The 20,224-nt window shown below is 61.4% G+C and carries 13 protein-coding genes and 2 tRNA genes; 9 read left to right on the top strand and 6 right to left on the bottom strand.

From position 1 onward, the window contains the following. Positions 1–583: 583 nt before the first annotated feature. Positions 584–2,110: a xylulokinase gene (xylB, locus tag IK083_03235; protein MBR4748570.1), complete on the bottom strand. Its 1,527-nt coding sequence runs from the start codon at positions 2,108–2,110 to the stop codon at positions 584–586. Between the two features lie 155 nt (positions 2,111–2,265). Here xylB and IK083_03230 point away from each other — a divergent pair. Next, positions 2,266–2,342 (top strand) — tRNA-Ile (locus tag IK083_03230). Between the two features lie 3 nt (positions 2,343–2,345). Continuing rightward, positions 2,346–2,418 (top strand) — tRNA-Ala (locus tag IK083_03225). A 54-nt stretch (positions 2,419–2,472) separates the two neighbouring features. Here the strand turns inward: IK083_03225 and IK083_03220 are convergent. Both IK083_03220 and IK083_03215 read right to left on the bottom strand, forming a co-directional pair. Beyond that, positions 2,473–4,530, bottom strand: coding sequence for a hypothetical protein (locus IK083_03220; GenBank protein ID MBR4748569.1), 2,058 nt, complete (start codon positions 4,528–4,530; stop codon positions 2,473–2,475). A gap of 15 nt (positions 4,531–4,545) precedes the next feature. Beyond that, a complete protein-coding gene (locus IK083_03215) occupies positions 4,546–6,405 on the bottom strand; it encodes a hypothetical protein (GenBank protein ID MBR4748568.1) in 1,860 nt (619 codons plus the stop codon). 323 nt (positions 6,406–6,728) lie between these two features. On the opposite strand from IK083_03215, the gene IK083_03210 reads away from it, so the two are divergent. Continuing rightward, the gene (locus IK083_03210; protein ID MBR4748567.1) at positions 6,729–8,201 is read left to right on the top strand and encodes a family 43 glycosylhydrolase; all 1,473 of its coding nucleotides are present in this window, start codon (positions 6,729–6,731) and stop codon (positions 8,199–8,201) included. A 63-nt stretch (positions 8,202–8,264) separates the two neighbouring features. Here the strand turns inward: IK083_03210 and IK083_03205 are convergent, their stop codons facing one another. The 3 genes from IK083_03205 to IK083_03195 form a co-directional block, all read right to left on the bottom strand. After that, positions 8,265–9,017 (bottom strand): hypothetical protein, encoded by a 753-nt coding sequence (locus IK083_03205; protein ID MBR4748566.1) that lies wholly within the window; start codon positions 9,015–9,017, stop codon positions 8,265–8,267. Next, a complete protein-coding gene (locus IK083_03200; GenBank protein ID MBR4748565.1) occupies positions 9,014–9,769 on the bottom strand; it encodes a hypothetical protein in 756 nt (251 codons plus the stop codon). The genes IK083_03205 and IK083_03200 overlap by 4 nt, the downstream gene beginning before the upstream one ends. A gap of 95 nt (positions 9,770–9,864) precedes the next feature. Next, complete coding sequence (locus IK083_03195) at positions 9,865–10,416, bottom strand: porin family protein (protein ID MBR4748564.1); 552 nt, start codon at positions 10,414–10,416, stop codon at positions 9,865–9,867. A 289-nt stretch (positions 10,417–10,705) separates the two neighbouring features. Between IK083_03195 and IK083_03190 the strand changes: the two genes are divergently transcribed. The 6 genes from IK083_03190 to IK083_03165 are packed head-to-tail and all read left to right on the top strand — an operon-like array spanning position 10,706 to position 19,813. Beyond that, entirely contained in the window at positions 10,706–12,322 is a 1,617-nt protein-coding gene (locus IK083_03190) for a phosphoenolpyruvate carboxykinase (ATP) (protein MBR4748563.1), read from the top strand. Between the two features lie 10 nt (positions 12,323–12,332). Beyond that, entirely contained in the window at positions 12,333–12,686 is a 354-nt protein-coding gene (locus tag IK083_03185; protein MBR4748562.1) for a zinc ribbon domain-containing protein, read from the top strand. Continuing rightward, positions 12,683–15,262, top strand: coding sequence for an insulinase family protein (locus IK083_03180; GenBank protein ID MBR4748561.1), 2,580 nt, complete (start codon positions 12,683–12,685; stop codon positions 15,260–15,262). The genes IK083_03185 and IK083_03180 overlap by 4 nt, the downstream gene beginning before the upstream one ends. Continuing rightward, positions 15,259–16,068 (top strand): epoxyqueuosine reductase, encoded by an 810-nt coding sequence (locus tag IK083_03175; GenBank protein ID MBR4748560.1) that lies wholly within the window; start codon positions 15,259–15,261, stop codon positions 16,066–16,068. The genes IK083_03180 and IK083_03175 overlap by 4 nt, the downstream gene beginning before the upstream one ends. A 26-nt stretch (positions 16,069–16,094) precedes the next feature. Next, positions 16,095–19,202, top strand: a complete 3,108-nt coding sequence (locus IK083_03170) for a DUF4981 domain-containing protein (protein MBR4748559.1) — start codon at positions 16,095–16,097, stop codon at positions 19,200–19,202. Beyond that, the gene (locus IK083_03165) at positions 19,199–19,813 is read left to right on the top strand and encodes a hypothetical protein (GenBank protein MBR4748558.1); all 615 of its coding nucleotides are present in this window, start codon (positions 19,199–19,201) and stop codon (positions 19,811–19,813) included. The genes IK083_03170 and IK083_03165 overlap by 4 nt, the downstream gene beginning before the upstream one ends. Positions 19,814–20,224: the final 411 nt, after the last annotated feature.

The following is a 20,224-nucleotide window of genomic DNA, read 5'->3' as shown; positions in this document are numbered from 1 at the left end:
GGGTCCCGCCCGAATTACACCCCGGCGAAACCTTTTTCGCCGGGGACCCCGATCCCTTCCCCAAAACGGCCAAACGCCGGTGGCGTTTGACATATTGCCGTTTTGGCCGGGATGACAAGAGTGTTTTCATTGCCCCGCGATACGGCCCCTCCCATTTGCCCTCTCTGTCTGCGACAGAGCAATGTAAGGGCAAATGGGCCCCGTCCGTGGATCTCTTACCCCAAATCGCGTAATGCTGACGCATTACACATATGCGATTTGGGCCGAGATGACGCGGGGTGTGGCGCGAGCCACGGACCAAGCCCGACGGGACAATACTCAACTATTCCCCGGCGGTGAGCATGATCTTTGCCCGGGGTCTGTCCTTCCATTACAGGGGATCTCTTATTCACCCCACGAATACCTTTATTCGTGGGGGCCCCGAATTACCGGTTTTCCCTAACGGAAAAACCGCCGAGATGACGTCTGTATTTGACCGCCGCCGGGATGACGCGGGGTGTTGCCGCCGGGATGACGCGGGGTGCGGAATGGGACAAAACGGCCCCGGCAGGCGCTGCGCGTCTGCCGGGGCGTTTGCCCTTGCCTAAAAGCGGCTGATGGCGAGAAAAGTGTCTCTGAGCGCCGGATACAGGGCCTTGTACTCCCTGACGTATTTGGCGTATTCCTCGTGCCTGCCGGGGTCGGCGGGGGTCCGTTTGTCGATGACGGCGTTGGCTTTGGAGGCCTCCTGCACGTCGCCGTATATGCCGGCTGCCGCTCCCGCCAGTATGGCGGCTCCGTAGCCGGGGCCCTCGTCGTTCACCAGGGTGCAGTGTTCGTAGCCGGTGACGTCTGCCAGCACCTGCCGGAAGAAGGGGCTTTTGGCGCCGCCGCCGGTGGCGATGACGGTGCTGATGGGCACGTTCATTTCCCTGAGTATCTCAAAGGAGTCGTTGAGACCGCAGGAGATGCCCTCAAAGACGCTGCGGGCAAAGTGGGCCCGGGTGTGGCTCAGGGTAGCTCCCACAAAGGCTCCCCGGGCGTTGGGGTCGGGCCAGGGGCAGCGCTCGCCGGTGAGATAGGGCAGGAACAGGAGCCCTTCGCTGCCGGGAGGGATAGCGGCGGCCTGACGGGATATCAGGTCGTAGGCGTCCTCGCCGGTCTCCTCGGCCAGGCGTTTTTCTTCCTGGCAGAAGGTGTCTCTGTACCACCTCAGGGAGCCGCCGGCGGAGAGCATCACTCCCATGACGTGCCACTTGCCGGGCACGGCGTGGCAGAAGGTGTGGACTCTCAGGCTGCTGTCCAGGGCGGGGGTGTCGGCATAGGCAAACACCACTCCCGAGGTCCCCAGGCTGTTGAACACCATGCCGGGCTCCACTATGCCGTTGCCTATGGCGCTGGCGGCGTTGTCGCCGGCTCCCGCGGCTACGGGGATGCCTTCGGGCAGGCCTGTCAGCAGGGAGGCCTCCCGGGAGACTTTGCCGCTCGTCTCGGGGCTCTCGTACACCCGGCCAAACCATTCTGTCTGCAGGCCGCAGCCCTCCATGATCTCCCGGGACCAGCAGCGGCGCCTCACGTCAAAGACGCCCATGCCCGAAGCGTCGGACACGTCGGTGGCGTATTCCCCGGTGAGCCTGAAGCGTATGTAGTCCTTGGGCAGGAGCACCTTGCGGATGCGGGCATAGTTCTCCGGCTCGTGGTTCCTGAGCCATATGAGCTTTGGCAGGGTAAAGCCCGTGAGCATGGGATTGCAGGTGATATCCACTATCCTGTCCTTGCCTATCAGGTCGTTTATCTGGCCGCACTCGTCTCCGGTCCGCTGGTCGCACCACAGGATGGCGGGGCGTATGGAGCAGTCGCGCTCGTCCAGGAACACAGAGGAGTGCATCTGTCCCGTGAGGCCCACGGCCTTGATGTCCGAGGGGGCCGCGCCGGTCCGGGCCAGCACGTCTCCTATGCCGCCCACGGCGGCCTGCCACCAGTCCTCCGGCTCCTGCTGGGCCCACAGGGGCCTGGGGGTGTCCAAAGGGTATTCTCTGACGGAAGAGGCCGCTATACGCCCCTTGTCCGTGTCCAGCAATATAGTCTTGGCGCCCGAAGTGCCTATATCAATGCCTAAAAGATAGTTCATCTCGTCCTCCGAAATGCTGTACGTTAGTTTCATTATATCACAGCCGGCGGCGGGATACAATAGGCGGGGCGGGGGCTTTTTTTTGCAAAGTCCGAAAAGGACTTGACAGGGGACTGCCGATAGAGTATAATATGAGTGGTGGGAATTTCCCGTGAGGGCCTATAGCTCAGTTGGTTAGAGCGCGCCCCTGATAAGGGCGAGGTCATTGGTTCGAATCCAATTAGGCCCACCATTCGGGGGATTAGCTCAGTTGGGAGAGCGATTGCCTTGCACGCAGTAGGTCAACGGTTCGAGCCCGTTATCCTCCATGGAAATAAATATGCGGTTTGCATTTGCGCAAACCGCATTTTTCACTTTGTCTGTCAGTTGTTTTCCCTGATGACGCTGAAGGGCTCCGTGAATATCTGCGTTTCTCTCTCCAGCTCCTCCGGGGACAGTCCCCTGAAGATCCTCAGAGCAAAATCGTGCTCGCCCATATCCGTGTGGTGTATGGGGCCGTGGTAGTCCGGCCTGAAGCCCTGGTCGTAGCCGAAGATGGAGCTCCTCACCAGTGTGATGGCGGTATCCCGGCTGTTTTCCCTGCTGAAGGCGTAGGCTCCCTTTTGGCACAGGCCCAGCTTGCCCAGCAGCATCCAGCCGTGGAGAGGCTCCTCCTTTTGGACCGTGTATTTCTCTATACAGCCTCCGGCGCCCTGACAGGTGATATGATCGTAGTCCTCTGCGGGGGCCAGGAGCAATTTGAGCACTTTTTGCTTTTCGGTCCAGCGCACGCGTATCCTGACGTCGGCGCAGGGCAGGTCCCTGTAGAGAGCAAAGAGTATCTCAGCTTCCGAGGTCTTCCAGGCCAGACGATAGAGGACAAAGGAGGCCAGGTCACCCTCGCTGCGGGTGACGCCCGTGATGGCAAACTCGCCGTCGGTGCCGTAGTGATAGCCGTCTATGCCGTGGGACCAGACGTCCGACTCGTCCTTGTACACCGTGAGGGACAGAGGCCGGGCAAACAGGGGCTGTCCGTCCGCATAGAGGTTCAGTCCCTTTGCCTCCATGGAGCCCAGGCTGACGCCGTCGCCTTCGCCAAAGCGGAAGTCCTCCCGCCTGTCGGTCTGCCGTGACGAATCAAAGGCGTAGCAGGCCATGGACCGGGCGGGTATCTCGTCCACGAAGAGCCAGCGCCTGTTGGCGCAATAGACCGAGGGAGTGATCATCTGAACGGGCACCTCGGAGCCGTCCTGCCGCACAAAGGGGGCGCCTTCCCTGTAATACATAAAGCTTTCCACTTCAAAGGGCGCCTTCACCGGGAAGGGGAGGGAGTTGAATATGCGGAATTCGCCTTCCCTGCATTTGACCGGTATCTGCCGGGAGAGCTTTTTGGTGGCCGTATAGGCCGTATCCATAGCCTCCGACCGGACCCGGCTGAGCTCCATCACCGCCTGCCGGGCGGCGGCGGGGCTGCAGGAGCCGGGCAGGATGTCGTGAAACTCGTTGAAGACCACCGTTTCCCACAGGCCCGACAGGTCCTTTTTCATGCCGGCGGCGTCCAGCGCCCGGCCTGTGTAGCCGAGGGCCCTCTCCGAATTGCGCACCCCTTCCTTGAGAACGCGGTTCACCGAGTAGCAGCCGATGGCGTGCATGTGCAGGTCTCCCGTGACCGTGGGCAGGCCGGGGACCCGTTCGGCCTCTTTGAAAAACTCCAGACACGTGCCGAACCTGATATTCACGTCACGGGTCTCGTCCCGGAGCCGGGTGTAGGCGGCTATCTCCTCTTTGGAGGGGCCGCCGCCGTGGTCGCCCACGCCGAAGAAAAAGCAGCCCGTGTCTCCAAAATATACTTCGGGGTCATGGAGGACCTCCCGGATGCGGGAGGTGTCCGGGTTCCGCCCCTGGCAATAGTGGTATTTCAGCCTGAGGCACAGTATCCTTTTGCCGCCGCTCTCCCACCAGAAGAGGTTGGAGGGCAGGGTCTTTTCGTGAGCTTCGGGCCGGCAGAACACGTAGTATCTGAAGCCCCGGTCCCAGAGTATCTCGGGCAGCGTGGCGGGATGGCCGAAGGTGTCCGGGCAGTAGGCCACGGGGCTCGTTTCGCCGAATTCCTGCCGGGTGAACTCGGTGGATATCCGGATGGAGTTGTCAAAGCTTTCCGCAAGAGGCAGGTTCACGTCGTGCTCCACCAGCCATCTGCCCACGGCTTCCCATCTGCCCTCCGCCACGTGCTTTTTGATCCGGGCAAACACGTCGGGAGCCAGCTCTTTGGTCCATTTGTAAAACATGATGGAGCTGGCGGTAAAGCGCAGGTCCGGATTCTCGTCCAGCCGGTCGCAGGCGGACCGGAAGGTGTTGATCACTTCGTCTATGCCTTCGTATTTGTCCCACAGCCAGACGGGGTCTATGTGGGAATTGGCTACCATATAGAGTGTTTTCATGGTACGTTCCTTTTTTTATGGGAATATGGAGTGTGTGGGCGTGCCCAGGATGGCTGCGATGATACACCACACTGTGCCGGCCACGCAGTCGCCCAGTATCAGGCCCAAAAACAGGGGCATGGCCTTCAGAAAGACCCGCATGCCGCCGTATCTCAGTATCACGGTCTTGGTGATCCAGGCTATGATGGCGCTGAGCCAGATGTAGGTGATACACCAGGAGCCGCTCATGGCGTAGGCCACCGGGTGCAGGGGGAAGCCGATGATCTTGACTCTCGTTATGGCCAGCAGGGAATAGATCACGAAGCCGCAGGCAATGGCTATGACGCCGTTGGAGCTCAGGAGGGTGCCGTTTTTCAGCTGGGAATTGATCTGATTGTATATCTCTGAGCCGAAGATGTTGGCCACGCGGCTGATCCTGTTGGCGGCGCCCAGCTTGTAGTAGAGCCACAGCATAAGGGATATGCCTATGAACATGCCGGCAATGGTGATAAAGCCTATAAAGAGGGCCACGCTTTTTTGCCTGATCCCCGCCCTGCGGGTCATATACATGGTCTCCATCTGTATGGGCATCATATTGGACCGGAAGGACCTGTTGTACCAGCTGCTGAGCTCGGAGGCTATGATGTTTTTGGGCCCCATATTGGTGCTGCCCGCGTTGACCCTGAGCATGGCCACTATGCCGGAGGAGTCTATATCGTGATTGGGGGTGCCGGACTCGGCCCGGACCCTGTTGACGGATATGCAGGTGATGAAGTAGCCCCAGATGAGTATGACGGCCATCAGCAGGCCGGCTCCCAGGGCCCGGGTAAACATGATCATACAGGCGATGCCTATGAGCATGCCCCAGAAGGCGCCTCTGTAGGACATGATCTCATCGGGGTCTTTGGGCACCTCCCGGCCCGAGAACACGGTCCTGACCACGTCCAGCAGGTGATGCCGGCTGAAATATATGGTGAAGACGAATATGCCTATGATGGCGCCGGCGGACTGCTCCTTCAGGAAGGGATAATAGGGTATGGTGTTGATGCCCACCACCGCTCCGAAGACGCATTCGGCCTTGAAGAGCAGATAGAAGAAGAACAGCGAAAAGCACAGGTCGGTGGGTATCAGATACAGAATGCCTATGACGATGGGATACACCCTGATGGGCATGTTGCCTATGGCGTTCCAGGGCGGATTGACTATGTAGTCGATGACGTTCATATCCCTGAAGCTCATGACCGGGAAGGAAGGAAAGACGGACGACAGGCCCTGCAGCAGCGAAAAGGCTATGGAGATGAATATGCCCACGTAGAGCAGCCTGTTGGAGAAAAAGCCCTCGGTGTTTTCGGTCATGGACACGGGGATGGCCGTCAGGGGATAGGACAGCTTTTCGTTCTCTATCCACTGGCGCCTGAGGATGGTGTTCATGCACAGCATGACGTAAAACATCACCAGCACAAAGCCGCTCCAGCAGGCCATGGGCCTGAGCCAGGCGGACACGTATTTCCACTGGAAAAAGTCTTCGTTGCCCAGATAAAAGGCGTCCACCGCCGCCTTGTTCTTGATGATGGCCCAGTCGGGGGCCCGGTTGATGATGAGGTTGAACCAGTTGTTTTCCGCGGTGGCGTAGCGCATGCCGTAGCACATCCCGTTGATGAGGACCTGCATAAAGTCATGGCTCACCCAGACCACGCTGATGTTGGACGCCGCGTATATGGTGATGAGCTCCGCTCTCGTCAGGGCTTTGGAGGGGCACAGCTTCTTCAGGAGCAGGTTGCCCAGACACAGCACGAGCAGAATGAACACCGATGTGTAAAACAGTGGAAAACAGGTGATCTGGGAATGATACAGGACCAGCTCGCTTTCAAATATCAGATAGATATGAAAGGGCATAAAGATGAGCGACAGGATTATCGCCCGCGGAGTTATTTTATTCATGTGTCATCCCAAAAAAGAATATTATCAATTTTATTATACTATAAATCGGCGCGCAAAAAAAAGGGGCGGGCCGTCTTCCGGCAAAAACCCGCAAAAAAACGGCAAAGTCTGCTGTCGGGCAGAGATCCCGGAGGAGGCCGTGGTCAGAACGTCTGCCGCTGACCGCGGGCCGTCCTGTCATCGGCTCTGCCGGCGCGTGTTTCTGCCCGAAAGCCGGTTGCTTTTCCGTCCCCGCGGGGGTATAATGAGTATATACACTGTTGATGAGAGGCAAAAAAGTGAACCAGACAACCTACTGCAATCCCCTTTCGATCCCGGACATCCCTTCCGGCCGCCGGCTGGACACGGGCCTGACAAACGGCGATCCCCCGGGCTGTCCCGACTACCGGTCTGTGGCGGATCCCAGCGTGGTGTATGACGAGGGAAAGTGGATCCTCTATCCCTCCTACGCCGTCGCCTGGGTGTCGGAGGACTTCCTTCATTGGAAGCGGGTGGAGATCGGCGTTCCGCACCTGAAATACAGTCCCGCCGTCGTGAAGTTTCGCGGCAGGTGGTATCTCACCGGAAATAACGTCAGGGAGCTCTGGGTCTCGGACAGCCCTCTGGGCCCCTTTACGGTCTGCGGTGAGATCACCGACGCCCGCGGCAATGTCAGCCCCGTCTGCGATCCCTGCTTCCTGGCGGAAGGGGACCGGCTCTACATGTATTGGACCCACAGCGCCGCGCCGGAAAACGGGGAAGACGTGGAAGCCGTGACGGGCACTGCCGGCGTGGAAATGGATCCCGAACGGCCCTGGCGGATGCTGGGCGAGCCCGTCATCCTCAACCGCTTCGATCCCTCCGTCCCCTGGCAGCGGACGGGGGAATACAACGAGAACACCCGGATGGGCTGGGTGGAAGGACAGTGGATGAAGAAGATCGGAAGTCGATATTATCTGCTCTACTCCGGCTCCGGGACCGAATACGGCACCTACGCCAGCGGGATCGCCATATCCGGCGAGGGGCCGCTCTCGGGCTTCCGCCCCCAGAAGAGACACGATCCTCTGACCCGGAAGACCGACGGTCTGGTCCGCGGAGCGGGACACGGCTGCCTCGTTGAGGGGCCGGGCGGGACTCTGTGGACGTTTTACACCTGCCTCTTCTGTTTCCACCATATGTTCGAGCGTCGGATCGGCATGGATCCGGTGGGGATGGACGAGGACGGGGAACTCTTTTGTCCCGCCGTCACGGAGACGCCCCAGTTTGCGCCGGGGGTGTTGTCCCGGCCGGAACTGGGAAACGGCGCCGGATGGCTCCCCCTGACCTTCATGCAGCGTCCCACGGCTACGACCCATGCGCCGGGAAGGGAACCCATATACGCCTCCGACTACAGCGTGCTGACGTGGTGGCAGCCGGCGGAGGGCGACCCGGAGCCCGCCATCACCTTTTCCCTGGGCCAGTCGGGGAGAGCCACCCGGTTCCGGATCCGCGCCGTCCGGCTGATCTGGCGGGATATCGGCATGGAGACCCTGCGGGGGATCCTGCCCGGCCCGTTCCGCTACGTGGTGGAATATGCTCCGGACCCGGGGTTCGGAACGTGGAAGACGCTGGTGGACGCGTCGGACAACACGGAGGATCTCTCCATCGACTACCGGGAGACGGAGCCTGCAAAAGCCTATGGGGTCCGGCTGAGGATACTCGGCGCGCCCCCCGGGATCACTCCGGGACTGGTGAGCCTGACCGCGTTCGGGACGGCAGTGCAGGAAAGATAAAGAAGGCGGAAAATACAGGCGGGAGATCGTATCTCCCGCCTGTGTGCGCTCTGCGCCAATGGTTTACCGGCGTTTTGACCAGTTTTCCAGCAGTATCTTCTGCCGGTGTCCGCATTTGGGGCAGGACCAGCTGCGCTCCGAGGCGCCGGAGGTGCCGAAGGTGCTTGTCCGGGAGCCCCTGAAGCCGCAGCCGGCGCACACGGGCGCGTAGCTGAACTGGCTGTCAAAGGGGTTCATTTCCGTGATGACCGCCCCCGTTATGGCGCAGTGGCTGTACAGGGTGGACAGGTCCCGGATCCTGCCGGTATAGTGCTGCAGGGCGTAGCTCTGCCTGTGCCCGCATTTGGAGCAGGTGTAGCTGCGCTGAGAGCTGCCGGAGGAGCCAAAGGAGGAAAAGGTGCCGGAGAGGGCGCCGCAGCCTCCGCAGCGGACCCGGTAGCCGAACTGGGTGTCAAAGGGGTTATCTTCGGTGATGATGCACCCGTCGGCGGAGTGAAAATACACGCTCGCTCCCACCTCGGGAGCCTTGACGGAGCGGGTCGAATTGACGAACACGGACTCCCGGCGGACGCCGCAGTCCGGGCAGGTGAAGGCGTGGCGGGATATGCCCGAGGTGCCGAAATCGTTGTGTACGTCCCGGGATATCCAGCCGCAGACGTCGCAGCGGGCCCTCCAGCTGAACTGGCTGTCAAAGGGCATGCTGCAGGTGACCACAGCCCCCTGCAAGGGCATATGGCTGTAGATGACGTCGGCAAAGGCCGCCCGGCACAGGAGGACGGGCAGCAGCAGGGCTATCGCGCGAAGCAGCTTCATCATTCCGTATAGCTGACTATCAGGACTTCCTGCTTTTTCCGGCAACGGGAGCAGACGAAGCTGTACTTGTATTCTCCCGACCGGGCCGAGTGCCTGAGGGTGCCGGTCTTCAGGGCGCCGCAGTTCCGGCACAATTCCCTGTAGCCGTATTCTGCGCTGAAGGGGTCGTATTCGGTGATGATGGCTCCCGTGACGGCGCAGTGGGAATAGACCATGGAGAGATCCCTGCCCTCCAGGCTGCGGCTGTAGGTCAGGATCCGGATGCCGCTTGTGCGCCGGCAGCGGGGACAGTCGTATTTGTATTCCGTGAGACCTCCCGGGGAGGAGGCGTAATACTCGTCGTCGCTGAGCCTGCCGCAATGGGAGCAGGAGTATCTGTAATAGAAGTCCGGAGCAAAGGGCTGCTGCAGGGTGACGACGCCTCCCTGAAGGACGGCGTGATAAAACACCTCAAAGCAGTCCTCGGGGACCGTGGGGGCCAGGGTCTCGTTGCGTATAAAGAGGCTCACTGTGGAGCCGCAGCGGGGGCAGACGTAGGTGCCGGTGGTGGCGCCGTTGGTGCCGGACACCTTGTGGTCGGAGGACCCCATGTGGCCGCAGCGGGGACACTTGGTCCTGTAGCTGAAGGCGGCGCTGTTGTAAAAGCTCTTGACTATGACGGCGCCCCTCAGAGGGCAGTGGTAGTATATCTTGTCCGCCCATGCCGCCGCAGACAGGACGAGTATCAGCAGGGCGCAAATAAGGGTCTTTTTCATGATCTGCTCCTTGTATATACTGTTAGACGGCCCCGCCGGGCCCGGGAGTTCCAAAAAAAAGACTCCGGAAGTCCGGAGTCTTCGATGTGACTTTATTAGAAGCTGTAGCCAAGGGCCAGCTGGATCTGACCGGTCTTGATGTCAAAGTTGGGGCACTTGCCATAGTCGGCATAGGTGAGCTCGGCGCAGAAAGTATCGGCGAACTTGTAGCCAACGCCAGCCTTGAAAGCGAAGCGGGTCTTTCTCTCAGAAATTCTGATAGCACCGGCGCCAACGACCTTGTCCTTGTATTCGTTGATGGAAATGCCGGCGCCTACCTTGAAGTAGAAGGGATTGTCAGGGGTGAAGGCCTGGTTGTAGGTGGCCATGATGGGAAGCTGATGACCCTTGTACTTGTAGTCAACGCCCAGGATGGAATGGCGCTTGTCGTTGAACAGGTAGCCGGTCTCGAAGCCGACGGGAATGTTCTCGAACTGACCCTCGACGAGGATACCCATAGCGTTGCCGGACTCGTCTCTGCTGTCGCCGTCAACGACGTAGCCGTAAGCGAGCTTGGGGGTGATGGTGTAGCTCTTGTCCTGAGCCATGGCTGCCATAGCGCTGAGTACGAGCGCGAGAGCAATGATGGAAACAACGATCTTCTTCATTTGTTTCTCCTTGAAAAGTGTAGATTTTTGGCTTTGGGCATATCCCCATATCTCTTTCAGATTCATGAGGCATTGGCTTTATGCCAATTCTATTATAAAAGACCGGGCGAGGACTTGTCAAGCAAATAAGAGTTTTTTTCAAAAATTTTTTTTGCGTCCCCCCGCAAGGGGCGTTCTCCGCCCGGGCCGGGGCTCTTTTCCCCCCGGGGACTTTTCGCCGGCGGACAATATAAAAGGAGAGTGTTTGTGCTATAATATAGATGTATATCAAGCTGAACGATGGTGAAGTATGAATATATCCGGCCTTATAGGCAAGGTCTCAGTATTTGTCGCCGGCCTGCACCGCATGCCCAACTCCGCGCCTCTCTCCGGGGAGGAAGCCGGGGCCCTGGCTGTCCCCTTTGGGGTCCGGACGCGGTCGGGCGGGGTGAACTTTATCTCTTCCCTGAAGGTGCTGTCCACCGCCCAGACGGTGTATATAGACACGGGCATGGAGGAGATGAGCTACGCCACCCAGAAGAAAAAGGACATAGGAGCCACCCTGGAAAAGACTCTGGGGGAGCTCTTCGGCTATCTGGGCAGGTGTCCTCTGGGCTACACCGACGGCGAGCTGGGCAGCGGAGCCGGCTTCGGAGCCTCCTGCCGGCTGTTCGTTTCAATGTGCAGTCCCGCAGGGGCCCGTCTGAACTATATGTTTTCCCGCATGACCTTTCCGCCCCGGGGCCGGGAGCCGTCCCTGACGGTGGTGGCGGTCCCCGAGTGGCCCGAAAAGGACAGGCAGGTGCTGGTGTTCAGGGAAATAGGCGTGACCGTCATCCTGGGCTCCGACTATTACGGCGAGATAAAAAACGCTTTTCTGCGCATGGCCGTGGCCTCCAATCCCGACCCGGGCTTTCACGCCGCCACCAAGCTGGTGAGGGTCCCGGATGCCGGCGGTGAGATGAAAAACGTGGGGGTGGTGTTTTTCGGCATATCCTCCACGGGCAAGACCACCCACGCCTGTCACGATCACGGGGTGGGCCGGCTGGGAGGCAGCGCCGGCATCCTGCAGGACGACCTGGTGTTCTGGCAGAGCGACGGGGTCATGGCGGGCACCGAAAACGGCTTTTATTTCCGCACGGACAAGCTCTCCGGGGTGTCGCAGCCCATATTGTGGGAGGCGGCCAATTCCCCCGAGGCCATCATGGAAAACGTGGCGGTGGACTACCGGGGCGACGTGTGGTATGACGACAAGACGGTCACGGGCAACGGCCACTGCGTGGTCCCCAGGAGCGCCATGCCCGGCTGCGGCGGCTCCATCAACCTGCCCCCGCCCTCGCAGCTGGACAGGACCGTGTTTTTCTTTATGACCAAAAATTTTACGGTGATCCCCATACTGTCCCGCCTGAGCTGCGAGCAGGCGGCGGTGGCCTATATGCTCACGGACCCCTTTGACGCCGTGGGCAGCGAGATAGGCAAGCTGGACGGCCGGGGCGGCGTGTCCGCGGTGGCCGTGGGGATGGGCAAGTCCCGGGACCGGATCAACACCTTTTACTCCAAGCTCAGGGCCAATCCCGCCATAGAGTGCTACATGCTCAACAACGGCGGAGTGGGGGAGCTGGTGGACACGGGGCTTGACGGCGGCAGAAGGGTCCGGCGCAAGGTGACCCGCATCTCCATACCGGAGATCAGCGCCGTCATACTGGGGGTCCTGAGGGGCTCCGTGACCTGGAAGGAGGACCCGAACTGGATGTGCGACGTGCCCGCTTCCATAGAGGGGGTGGACCTGTCCCGCTACGACCTGGACGCCCATTACGACCAGAGCCGCATAGACATGCTGGTGGCGGAGGTGCGCAGCGAGCGCCGTTCCTTTGCTTCCAGATACGAAGGCCTGGACGACAACATACTTGATTCCATAGAAGGTTAGAGGTGCGCATATGCCTGTATATGAATATCGCTGCGCCGGCTGCGGCAAAAAGTTTACTCTGCTGCTCTCCGCTTCCCGGAGAGACGAGCCCCATCCCTGTCCCCATTGCGGGTCCGGGGAGACCGGCCTCGTCATATCCATGTTCCGTCCCTACAAGTCCCACACGGAGGTGCTGGACCGGCTGGACGCCAAGTTCAGGTCCATCGACATGAACGACCCCGGCTCCATGAAGGCGGCGGTGAAGGAGATGGGAGGCTACCTCAGAGACGAGGCCTCCACCGGCAAGGAATACTCCGATATGGGCAGGATGCTGGACAAGGCGGAAAAAGAAATAGACGACCATGCCGAGCACAGTGGCAAATGAAAAGACGGTTCTCTGTCACTGCGGGCACTAAGGAATTCACCCTGGACAACGGCCTGACGGTGCTCCTCAAGGAGGACCGGTCGGCCCCTCTCGTCACCTGTCAGCTCTGGTTTGCGGCGGGAGCCGCCGACGAGCCCGAGGGCCTCTGGGGGGCGGCTCATCTCATAGAGCATCTCCTCTTCAGGAGCACCCGGGATTTTCCCGACGGGGAGCTGACGAGGCGGCTGAGGCTGGCGGGAGGCGCCGAAAACGCCGCCACCGGCCACGACTACACCTACTACTGGACGGCCCTGCCCTCCGAGAGCCTTGAGCTGGCTCTGGCGGGCATGGGCGGCAGGTTTTTCCCCCTGTTCCGGGAGGATGAGCTCAAAAAGGAGCTGGGGATAGTGCTGTCGGAGATGGAAGGGGAGGAGGACGACCCGGCCGGCAGCCTCTACAGGCTGATGCTGCGGAAGGCCTACTCTGTCAGCCCCTACGGCCGGCCGGTCATAGGCCGCCGGGAGGACCTGGAGAGCATGACGCCCGAGGGGCTCCGGAGCTTTTTTGACAGATATTATACGCCCTCCAACGCCGCCCTGGTGCTGGTGGGGGACACGGACGAGGCCCGCGCTCTCGGACTGGCGGAAAAATATTTCGGCGGCGTGGCCGCCGCTCCCCGGCCGGAAAGGCGCCGGGTCGCGGAGCCGGTCCAGAAGGGCAGGACGGACTGCGTCCTCTACTGGGACCCCGAGTGCCACATGGTGGAAATGGGCTATCACATCCCCGACATGAATCATCCCGACGCGGAGCCCCTGTCCATACTGGGCTATATCCTGGGCTACGGCATGACCGGCAGGCTCTACCGGTCCCTGGTGGACGCGGGTCCTGCCACCGACGTGTGGGCTTCCCCGGAGACCAGGCTCATGCCCTCCCTGTTCAACGTGGGAGCCGAGGGCAAGCCGGGGACGCCGCCGGAGGCGCTGACGGAGGCTCTGCTGCGGGAGGCGGAGGCCGTGAAGCGGGGCTCCGTGACTCCCGAAGAGATCGAAAAGGCCATTCTGCGCACCGGCGCGGACATCATCTATGACAACGCGTCCTTTGTGGGCCTGGGGGAGACTCTGGGCTTTGCCCAGGTGACGGGAGGCTGGCGCCGGTTCGACAGCTCCTTTGACAAGCTGTATTCCGTGACGCCCGAGGACGTGACCCGGGTGGCGAAGACCTATCTGGACGAGACCAATCTCACCGTGGCCCGGAGCGGCTCCGGGGCGGGGAGCTTCGTGTCCGTCCCGGCTCCCCGGCTGCTGCCGGAGCCGGAGGCCCCCGCCGCCGAGCCGCCGGCGGCTGCGCCGGACACCCGTCCCGCCAGACGGGCGCTGGACAACGGCATGACGGTGATAGCCATGCAGCGCTCTTCTTCCCCGTCCATAGCCCTGACGGGCCACTTTACCGGCGGCTCCGCCGGGGACAAATACGCCGCAGCGCTGATGGCCCAGCTGCTCCTGCGGGGCAGCGAAAACTATTCGGCCCGGGAAACGGCGGGGATGCTGGAGGACGCGGGAGCCGAGCTGGAATTTGCCCGTTCCTCCGAGCTCATCAAGGTGTCGGGCAAATGCCTGGCGGGCGACGCGCCCCTGCTGCTGTCGGCGCTGTCCGAGGCGGTCAGGAGGCCCGTGTTCCCCGGGGAGGAGCTGGAGAAGGTCAGAAAGGAAGCCCTGGCGGAGCTGGGCTACAACAGGGCCCTGCCCGGGTATATGGCGGCCAACCGCTTCTATCACCTGGCAGTGCCCCCGGGGGACCCCCGTTACGCCTGTCTGCCCGACGAGGCGGAGGAGCGCATCCGAGCCTGCGGGAGGGCTGACGTGGAAAGGGTCCGGCAGCGGCTGCTGCGCCCGGACAGCTTTACTCTGGTCCTCTGCGGCGACATAGAGCCGGAGGAAGCCTTCCGGCTGGCGGAGAAGTATTTCGGCGATTGGCGGAAGCCCGGCTTTCCCCGGGAGCCCCTGCCCTCCGTGGAGGGCCGCCGGCGGTGCCCCTTTACCCGGATATCGCTGCCCATGGAGGGCAGGTCCGAGGTGAGGGTGGTGTTTGGCTATCCGGTGGACATCTCCAAGCTGCACCCGGATTACGCCGCCCTGAGCATCGCCGATCACATACTGGGAGGCGGCTCCATAGGCAGCAGGCTGGGAAGCCTGATCAGGGAGGAGTCGGGGCTGGCCTACGGCATAGGCAGCGCCTTTTCGGGCTATCTGCTGGACAACGTGTGGACCTGCTCCTTCGGCACTCATCCGGACAAGCTGGAGGAGGCTCTGGACAAGCTGCTGGGAGCCATAGACCTGTTCCGGCGGGAGGGAGCCGCCGAAGAAGAGGTGGTCTCTGCCGTCAACCATATCACGGGCAGGGAAAAAAGGCTGCTGTCGGTGAATGCGGGCATGTGCGCCGCTCTCGAGACCGGCGAGCTGAGGGGCCTGGGCGCGGACTTCCCCTGGAAGATAGCCGAATATTACAGCGCCGCCACTCCGGAAAAGGTGTCGGAGATGGCCGCCCGGTATTTCACCGCGGCGGAAGGGCTGCTGGTCTGCGCGGGAGCCCTGAAATGACCGAACGCCGGTCCGCGCCGCTGCCTCCCGGGCTGCGGGAAGCCTTTCCCGGCTGCCGGTCGCTGATATGCGTGGCGGTGAGGCTCGAGCCCCTGGTGACGGACCGGGAATACAGCGTGGCCTTTTCCGGGCTGGCTCCCGACTATCACGGACAGGTAACGGAGGCCTGCCGCGCCGCGGCTGCCGGCGCCGTCCTGTGCGACCACGTTCCCTTCAGCGAAAAGGAGCTGGCCGCCCGGGCGGGCCTGGGCTTCGTGGCCCGGAACGGCCTGCTGTGGAGCGACAGCATGGAGGCCTTTCCCTATCTGGGAGAGGTGGTCTCGGAGGACCCTCCCGGTGACCCTCCCGGGCCGGCTCCCCTTCGGCGCTGTCCGGAGGGAGGCTGTCCCGGCACCCCCTGCAGCGCCTGTCCCGCTTTGGCGGGGGGCTTCAGGAGAGAGCTGTGCGTCAGCCACATCACCCAGAAGGGCGGGCCCTTTTCCCGGGAAGAGACCGAGAGGATAGGCGCCCGGCTCTACGGCTGCGACGACTGCCAGACGGGCTGCGTCATGTATCGCCGGACCCCCCGGGTGACGCCCATGCCGCCTCTGGAATACTGGATAGACCTGTCCCGGGAGGAATACGCCCGGGTGAGAGGCCGGTATCCCTTTTTGTGGATAGGCCGGAACAGGGTGAGGCGCAACGCCCTGTGCGTGGCCTGCAATCTGGGCCTGCCGGATGCGAAGGAACGGGTCGGCAGGGCCCTCGGCGACCCCTCCGCCACCGTGTCGCGGACGGCGGAGGCCCTTATGGAAAGAATACAATAAGAGCATAAATATTTTGGAGAAATGCTATGAAAGATTATGAAAATCCCCAAATCACGGGCCTGAACCGGCTGGAACCCCGCAGCCGGTACTATCCCTACGGCTCGGTGGAGGACGCCCTTTACGACCGTCCCTCCGACCGGGTGCGCAGCCTCAACGGAGTCTGGGACGTACTGTTTTTCGACTCGCCCGGACTGGTGGGCGAGGAGACCCTCCGGCGGATCACCGCTGCGGACCCCGCGGCGGGGGACGAGGCCGATGAGCCTGACTGCGACTGCGATTGCGGCTGCGGCGACGAGGATCTGGGCTGGGAAAAGCTCACGGTCCCTTCCAGCTGGCAGATGGAGGACACGGGCTACAAGCCTCACTACACCAACGTCATGTATCCCTTCCCCCTGGATCCTCCCAGGGTCCCCACGGACAACCCGGTCTGCTTTTACAAGCGCAGCTTTACCGTGGATTATGAGAACGATTTTGAGAAGCTGTATCTGCGCTTTGAAGGGGTGGACAGCGCCTTTTATCTGTGGGTAAACGGCATCAGCGTCGGCTTTTCCAAGGGAAGCCGGATCCCCGCCGAGTTTGACGTCACCGACTATGTGGCTCCCGGCGAAAACAACATCACCGTGCAGGTCTTTCAGTGGTCCGACGGGTCCTACGTGGAAGACCAGGATATGTGGTGGCTGTCGGGCATATTCAGAGACGTGTATCTCATCTACCGCCGGGACACCTGCCTGTGGGACGCCCATATCACGACCGGGTTTGACGGCAGCTATGACAACGCCGCCCTGACTGTGGACTACGACGTCAGGGGCGAGGGAGCAGGCCGGGTGGTCTTTGAGCTCTTTGACAGGGACGGCGCCCTGGTGACCAGCGAGGAGACGGACCCTGCGGACAGCTGGCAGACGGAGGTCAGTTCGCCGGAAAAATGGTCTGCGGAGAACCCCGCCCTCTACACTCTGGTCATCAGCCTGCTGGACAGGGGAGGGGCCCTCATAGAGGCGGTGCCCTTCCGGATAGGCTTCCGGCAGGTGGAGCTGAAGGGCGGCAATCTGCTGGTCAACGGCGCGCCCGTGATCTTCAAGGGCGTGAACAGGCATGAGATCAACCCCATCACCGGCAGGGCGCTGACCGAGGATATGATGAAGGAAGACATCCTGCTCATGAAGCGCCTGAACGTCAACGCCGTCAGGACCTCCCACTATTCCAACGATCCCCGCTGGCTGGAGCTGTGCGACCGGTACGGCCTGTATCTCATAGACGAATGCGATCTGGAGGCCCACGGAGTCTTTTTTGCCATCCCCTACACCGAGTCGGAGTTCAACCTGTCCGACGACCCCGAGTGGCAGAACGCCTACGTGGACAGGATGGAGCGCATGGTCCACAGAGACAAAAATCACCCTTCGGTGATCCTCTTCTCCCTGGGCAACGAGTCGGGCACCGGCGTCAATCAGCAGGCCATGGTCAGGGCGGCCAAGGCCATATGCCCGGACATCCCCATACATTATGAGGGAGACTATCACATAGAATACGCCGACGTGTACAGCCGCATGTATCCCTCCGTGGACTTTGTGGAAGGCATCGGCAAGGGGCTGACGGGAGAAGCGGCGGAAAAATTCGGCTTCCCCGAAGGCTATGAGGACAAGCCCTTTATCATGTGCGAATACTGCCACGCCATGGGCAACGGCCCCGGCGAGCTGACGGACTACGTGGAGCTGTTTTACAAATACGACCGGCTCCAGGGCGGCTTTATCTGGGAGTGGGTGGACCACGGTCTGCTGGAATTCACCGAAGAAGGCGAGCCCTACTACGCCTACGGCGGAGACTTTGGCGACGCGCCCAACGACGGCAACTTTGTGTGCGACGGCCTGGTGTTCCCGGACAGGACTCCTTCCCCCGGCGCCATCGAATACAAAAAGGTGATAGAGCCGGTGAAGCTCTATGCCGTGGACCTCTCGAAGAAGCTCTTCAGATGCGAGAACAGATATGACTTTTCGGACCTGTCCCACCTCTTCATGACCTGGAAGGTGGAGTGCGACGGCGAGACCGTGTATTCCGGCGTCAGCCCGGTGCCCGACGCGGCTCCCCGGTCCTCCTGCGAGTTCACTCTGGACTACACCGCGCCCTCCAAGCTGCGCAGGGACAAAAACTACGTACTGACCGTCTCGCTGCTGCTGGCAGCCGACACCCTGTGGGCAAAGGCCGGCCACACCGTGGCCTGGCAGCAGTTCGTCCTGCAGGAGGCGGAGCCCGTGGCCTTTGCGGCCGGCAACGGCGACGTGGAGATACTGGAGAGCGACGAGCAGTATATGATCATGGGCAACGACTTTGAGATAGGCATTTCCAAATACGACGGCTGCCCGGACTATTACGCCGTGGGCGGCAGGGTCATGATCAGCGGCGCCCTGAAGCTGAACTTCTGGCGGGCCTCCACCGACAACGACAGAGGCTGGGGCTCCATGAAGAAGCTGCTGGACCTGCACTGGGACAAGCTGCAGCACAGAGTGGAGTCCATCGAGGCGGAAGGCGACGAAGAACTGGTCACCGTCACGGTCAGGACCACGGTGGCGGCGCCGGTGCATCACTCCGGCTACCGGTGTACTTACGTCTATGACGTGAATTCCGACGGCGAGATCAGGGTGCGGGTGTCCGGAGAGCCCTTTGGCAAGCTGCCGGACCGGCTGCCCAGGATAGGCGTCACCACCTGCCTGCCGGCGGAGCTGGACTGCTTCAAGTGGTACGGCAGAGGCCCCGGCGAATCCTATTGCGACTCTCACGAAGCCAACGGCTTCGGGCTCTGGGAGTCGGATACCGACGGGCTCTTCACCAACTATATCATGCCCCAGGAAAACGGCACCCGCAGCGACGTGAAATGGCTGGAGATCTGCGACATACACCATCAGGGCTTTGCCATCTACGGCCAGCCTTCCTTTATGTTCTCCGCCCATCGCTACACGGCCATGGACCTGGAAAAGGCGCGGCATACCTATGAGCTGGAGCCCCGGGAGGATATAGTGCTGAACATAGACTACAGACAGCAGGGCATAGGCTCCCATTCCTGCGGACCCATGCTGCAGGAAAAATACGTGCTGAAGCCCGAGGCCTTTGAGTTCGGCTTTATCATCAAGCCTCTCATATGAAGACCCGCTACAGCTTTTATTCCGCCGACGGGGTCCTGAGGAAAAACTTTTCCCGGGAGGAGACCCTCAGGTGGTATTATGACGGCAAGATCAGGAAGGACGCTGCTCTCACCCGGACCGAGGGGAAGCAGCGGACCACCGTCACCGTGGCCGCCCTGGAGCCCGACGGGGAGGAACACCCTCGCAACAGCTCCGGCCTCGTCAACGCAGAGCTGCCCCCGGGGATGCGCAGCTTCAACCTGGGGGCACTGGCCATGGCGCCGGTGTGGACCCTCATCTACCGCAGCCCGGCCCTGTGCGTCCTGCTGTGGATATGCGTGGCGGCCATAGGCTGGACCTCCTACCAGTCCACATACAATCCCTTTTCGGACAAATGGCTGGTCTTTCGCCTGGACGCCATCAGCCACGCCGCCCTGTGGGTCTTGTCCATAGTGGCCGGCGTCACCGGAGGCAGGACCGCCTGGCGGGGCCGCCGCTTCGACAGCCCGGAGCGCTTCAGGAGATGCATGCTCCTGTGGCAGATAGCCGGAGCCCTGGCCCTGCTCATTTTCGCCGCCGCCTTCTGCGCCTTTTTGGTGATGACCATCAGGCACAATTTCGTGGTCGAATAGGGCAGAGGAATAAAACAGGGCTGAACGAGAATAACATTATACGCCTTGCGCCGGCGCTCTGCGCCGCAAGCAAGGCCCTTTTTTTGTCCCGGTGGGCTTGTATGTTGCCCCGCTTTTACGGCCCCCCCATTTGCCCCTCCGGCTCTGCCGGAGCAATGAAACGGGCAAATGGTGCCCCCGAAGATCTCTTACCGGAAATGGCCAAATGCTTTGCATTTGACATATGCCATTTCCGCCGAGATGACGGCGGAGTATGGGCCGGCGCGTCTCCGGGTTTATTTCACCGGGTAGCCCGGGCCGAAGGGGATGCCGTTGATGGTCAGCCTTATCCTGCCGGCAGTGTAGGGCAGCTCCACCGCGGCGGAGCGCTGGCAGAACACGTCCTCCTTGACGGGCACGCTGGTCCCGCCC

The sequence above is a fragment of the Abditibacteriota bacterium genome, assembly GCA_017552965.1.
Classification (GTDB): domain Bacteria; phylum Armatimonadota; class UBA5829; order UBA5829; family UBA5829; genus RGIG7931.
This window is presented reverse-complemented; position numbering and strand designations above follow the sequence as displayed.

What these genes read in the sequence shown, in the direction of transcription:
- xylB (MBR4748570.1), bottom strand. Translation starts at nt 2,110, where the DNA reads ATGAACTATCTTTTAGGCATTGATATAGGCACTTCGGGCGCCAAGACT.
- IK083_03220 (MBR4748569.1), bottom strand. Translation starts at nt 4,530, where the DNA reads ATGAAAACACTCTATATGGTAGCCAATTCCCACATAGACCCCGTCTGG.
- IK083_03215 (MBR4748568.1), bottom strand. Translation starts at nt 6,405, where the DNA reads ATGCCCTTTCATATCTATCTGATATTTGAAAGCGAGCTGGTCCTGTAT.
- IK083_03205 (MBR4748566.1), bottom strand. Translation starts at nt 9,017, where the DNA reads ATGATGAAGCTGCTTCGCGCGATAGCCCTGCTGCTGCCCGTCCTCCTG.
- IK083_03200 (MBR4748565.1), bottom strand. Translation starts at nt 9,769, where the DNA reads ATGAAAAAGACCCTTATTTGCGCCCTGCTGATACTCGTCCTGTCTGCG.
- IK083_03195 (MBR4748564.1), bottom strand. Translation starts at nt 10,416, where the DNA reads ATGAAGAAGATCGTTGTTTCCATCATTGCTCTCGCGCTCGTACTCAGC.
- IK083_03190 (MBR4748563.1), top strand. Translation starts at nt 10,706, where the DNA reads ATGAATATATCCGGCCTTATAGGCAAGGTCTCAGTATTTGTCGCCGGC.
- IK083_03185 (MBR4748562.1), top strand. Translation starts at nt 12,333, where the DNA reads ATGCCTGTATATGAATATCGCTGCGCCGGCTGCGGCAAAAAGTTTACT.
- IK083_03180 (MBR4748561.1), top strand. Translation starts at nt 12,683, where the DNA reads ATGAAAAGACGGTTCTCTGTCACTGCGGGCACTAAGGAATTCACCCTG.
- IK083_03175 (MBR4748560.1), top strand. Translation starts at nt 15,259, where the DNA reads ATGACCGAACGCCGGTCCGCGCCGCTGCCTCCCGGGCTGCGGGAAGCC.
- IK083_03170 (MBR4748559.1), top strand. Translation starts at nt 16,095, where the DNA reads ATGAAAGATTATGAAAATCCCCAAATCACGGGCCTGAACCGGCTGGAA.
- IK083_03165 (MBR4748558.1), top strand. Translation starts at nt 19,199, where the DNA reads ATGAAGACCCGCTACAGCTTTTATTCCGCCGACGGGGTCCTGAGGAAA.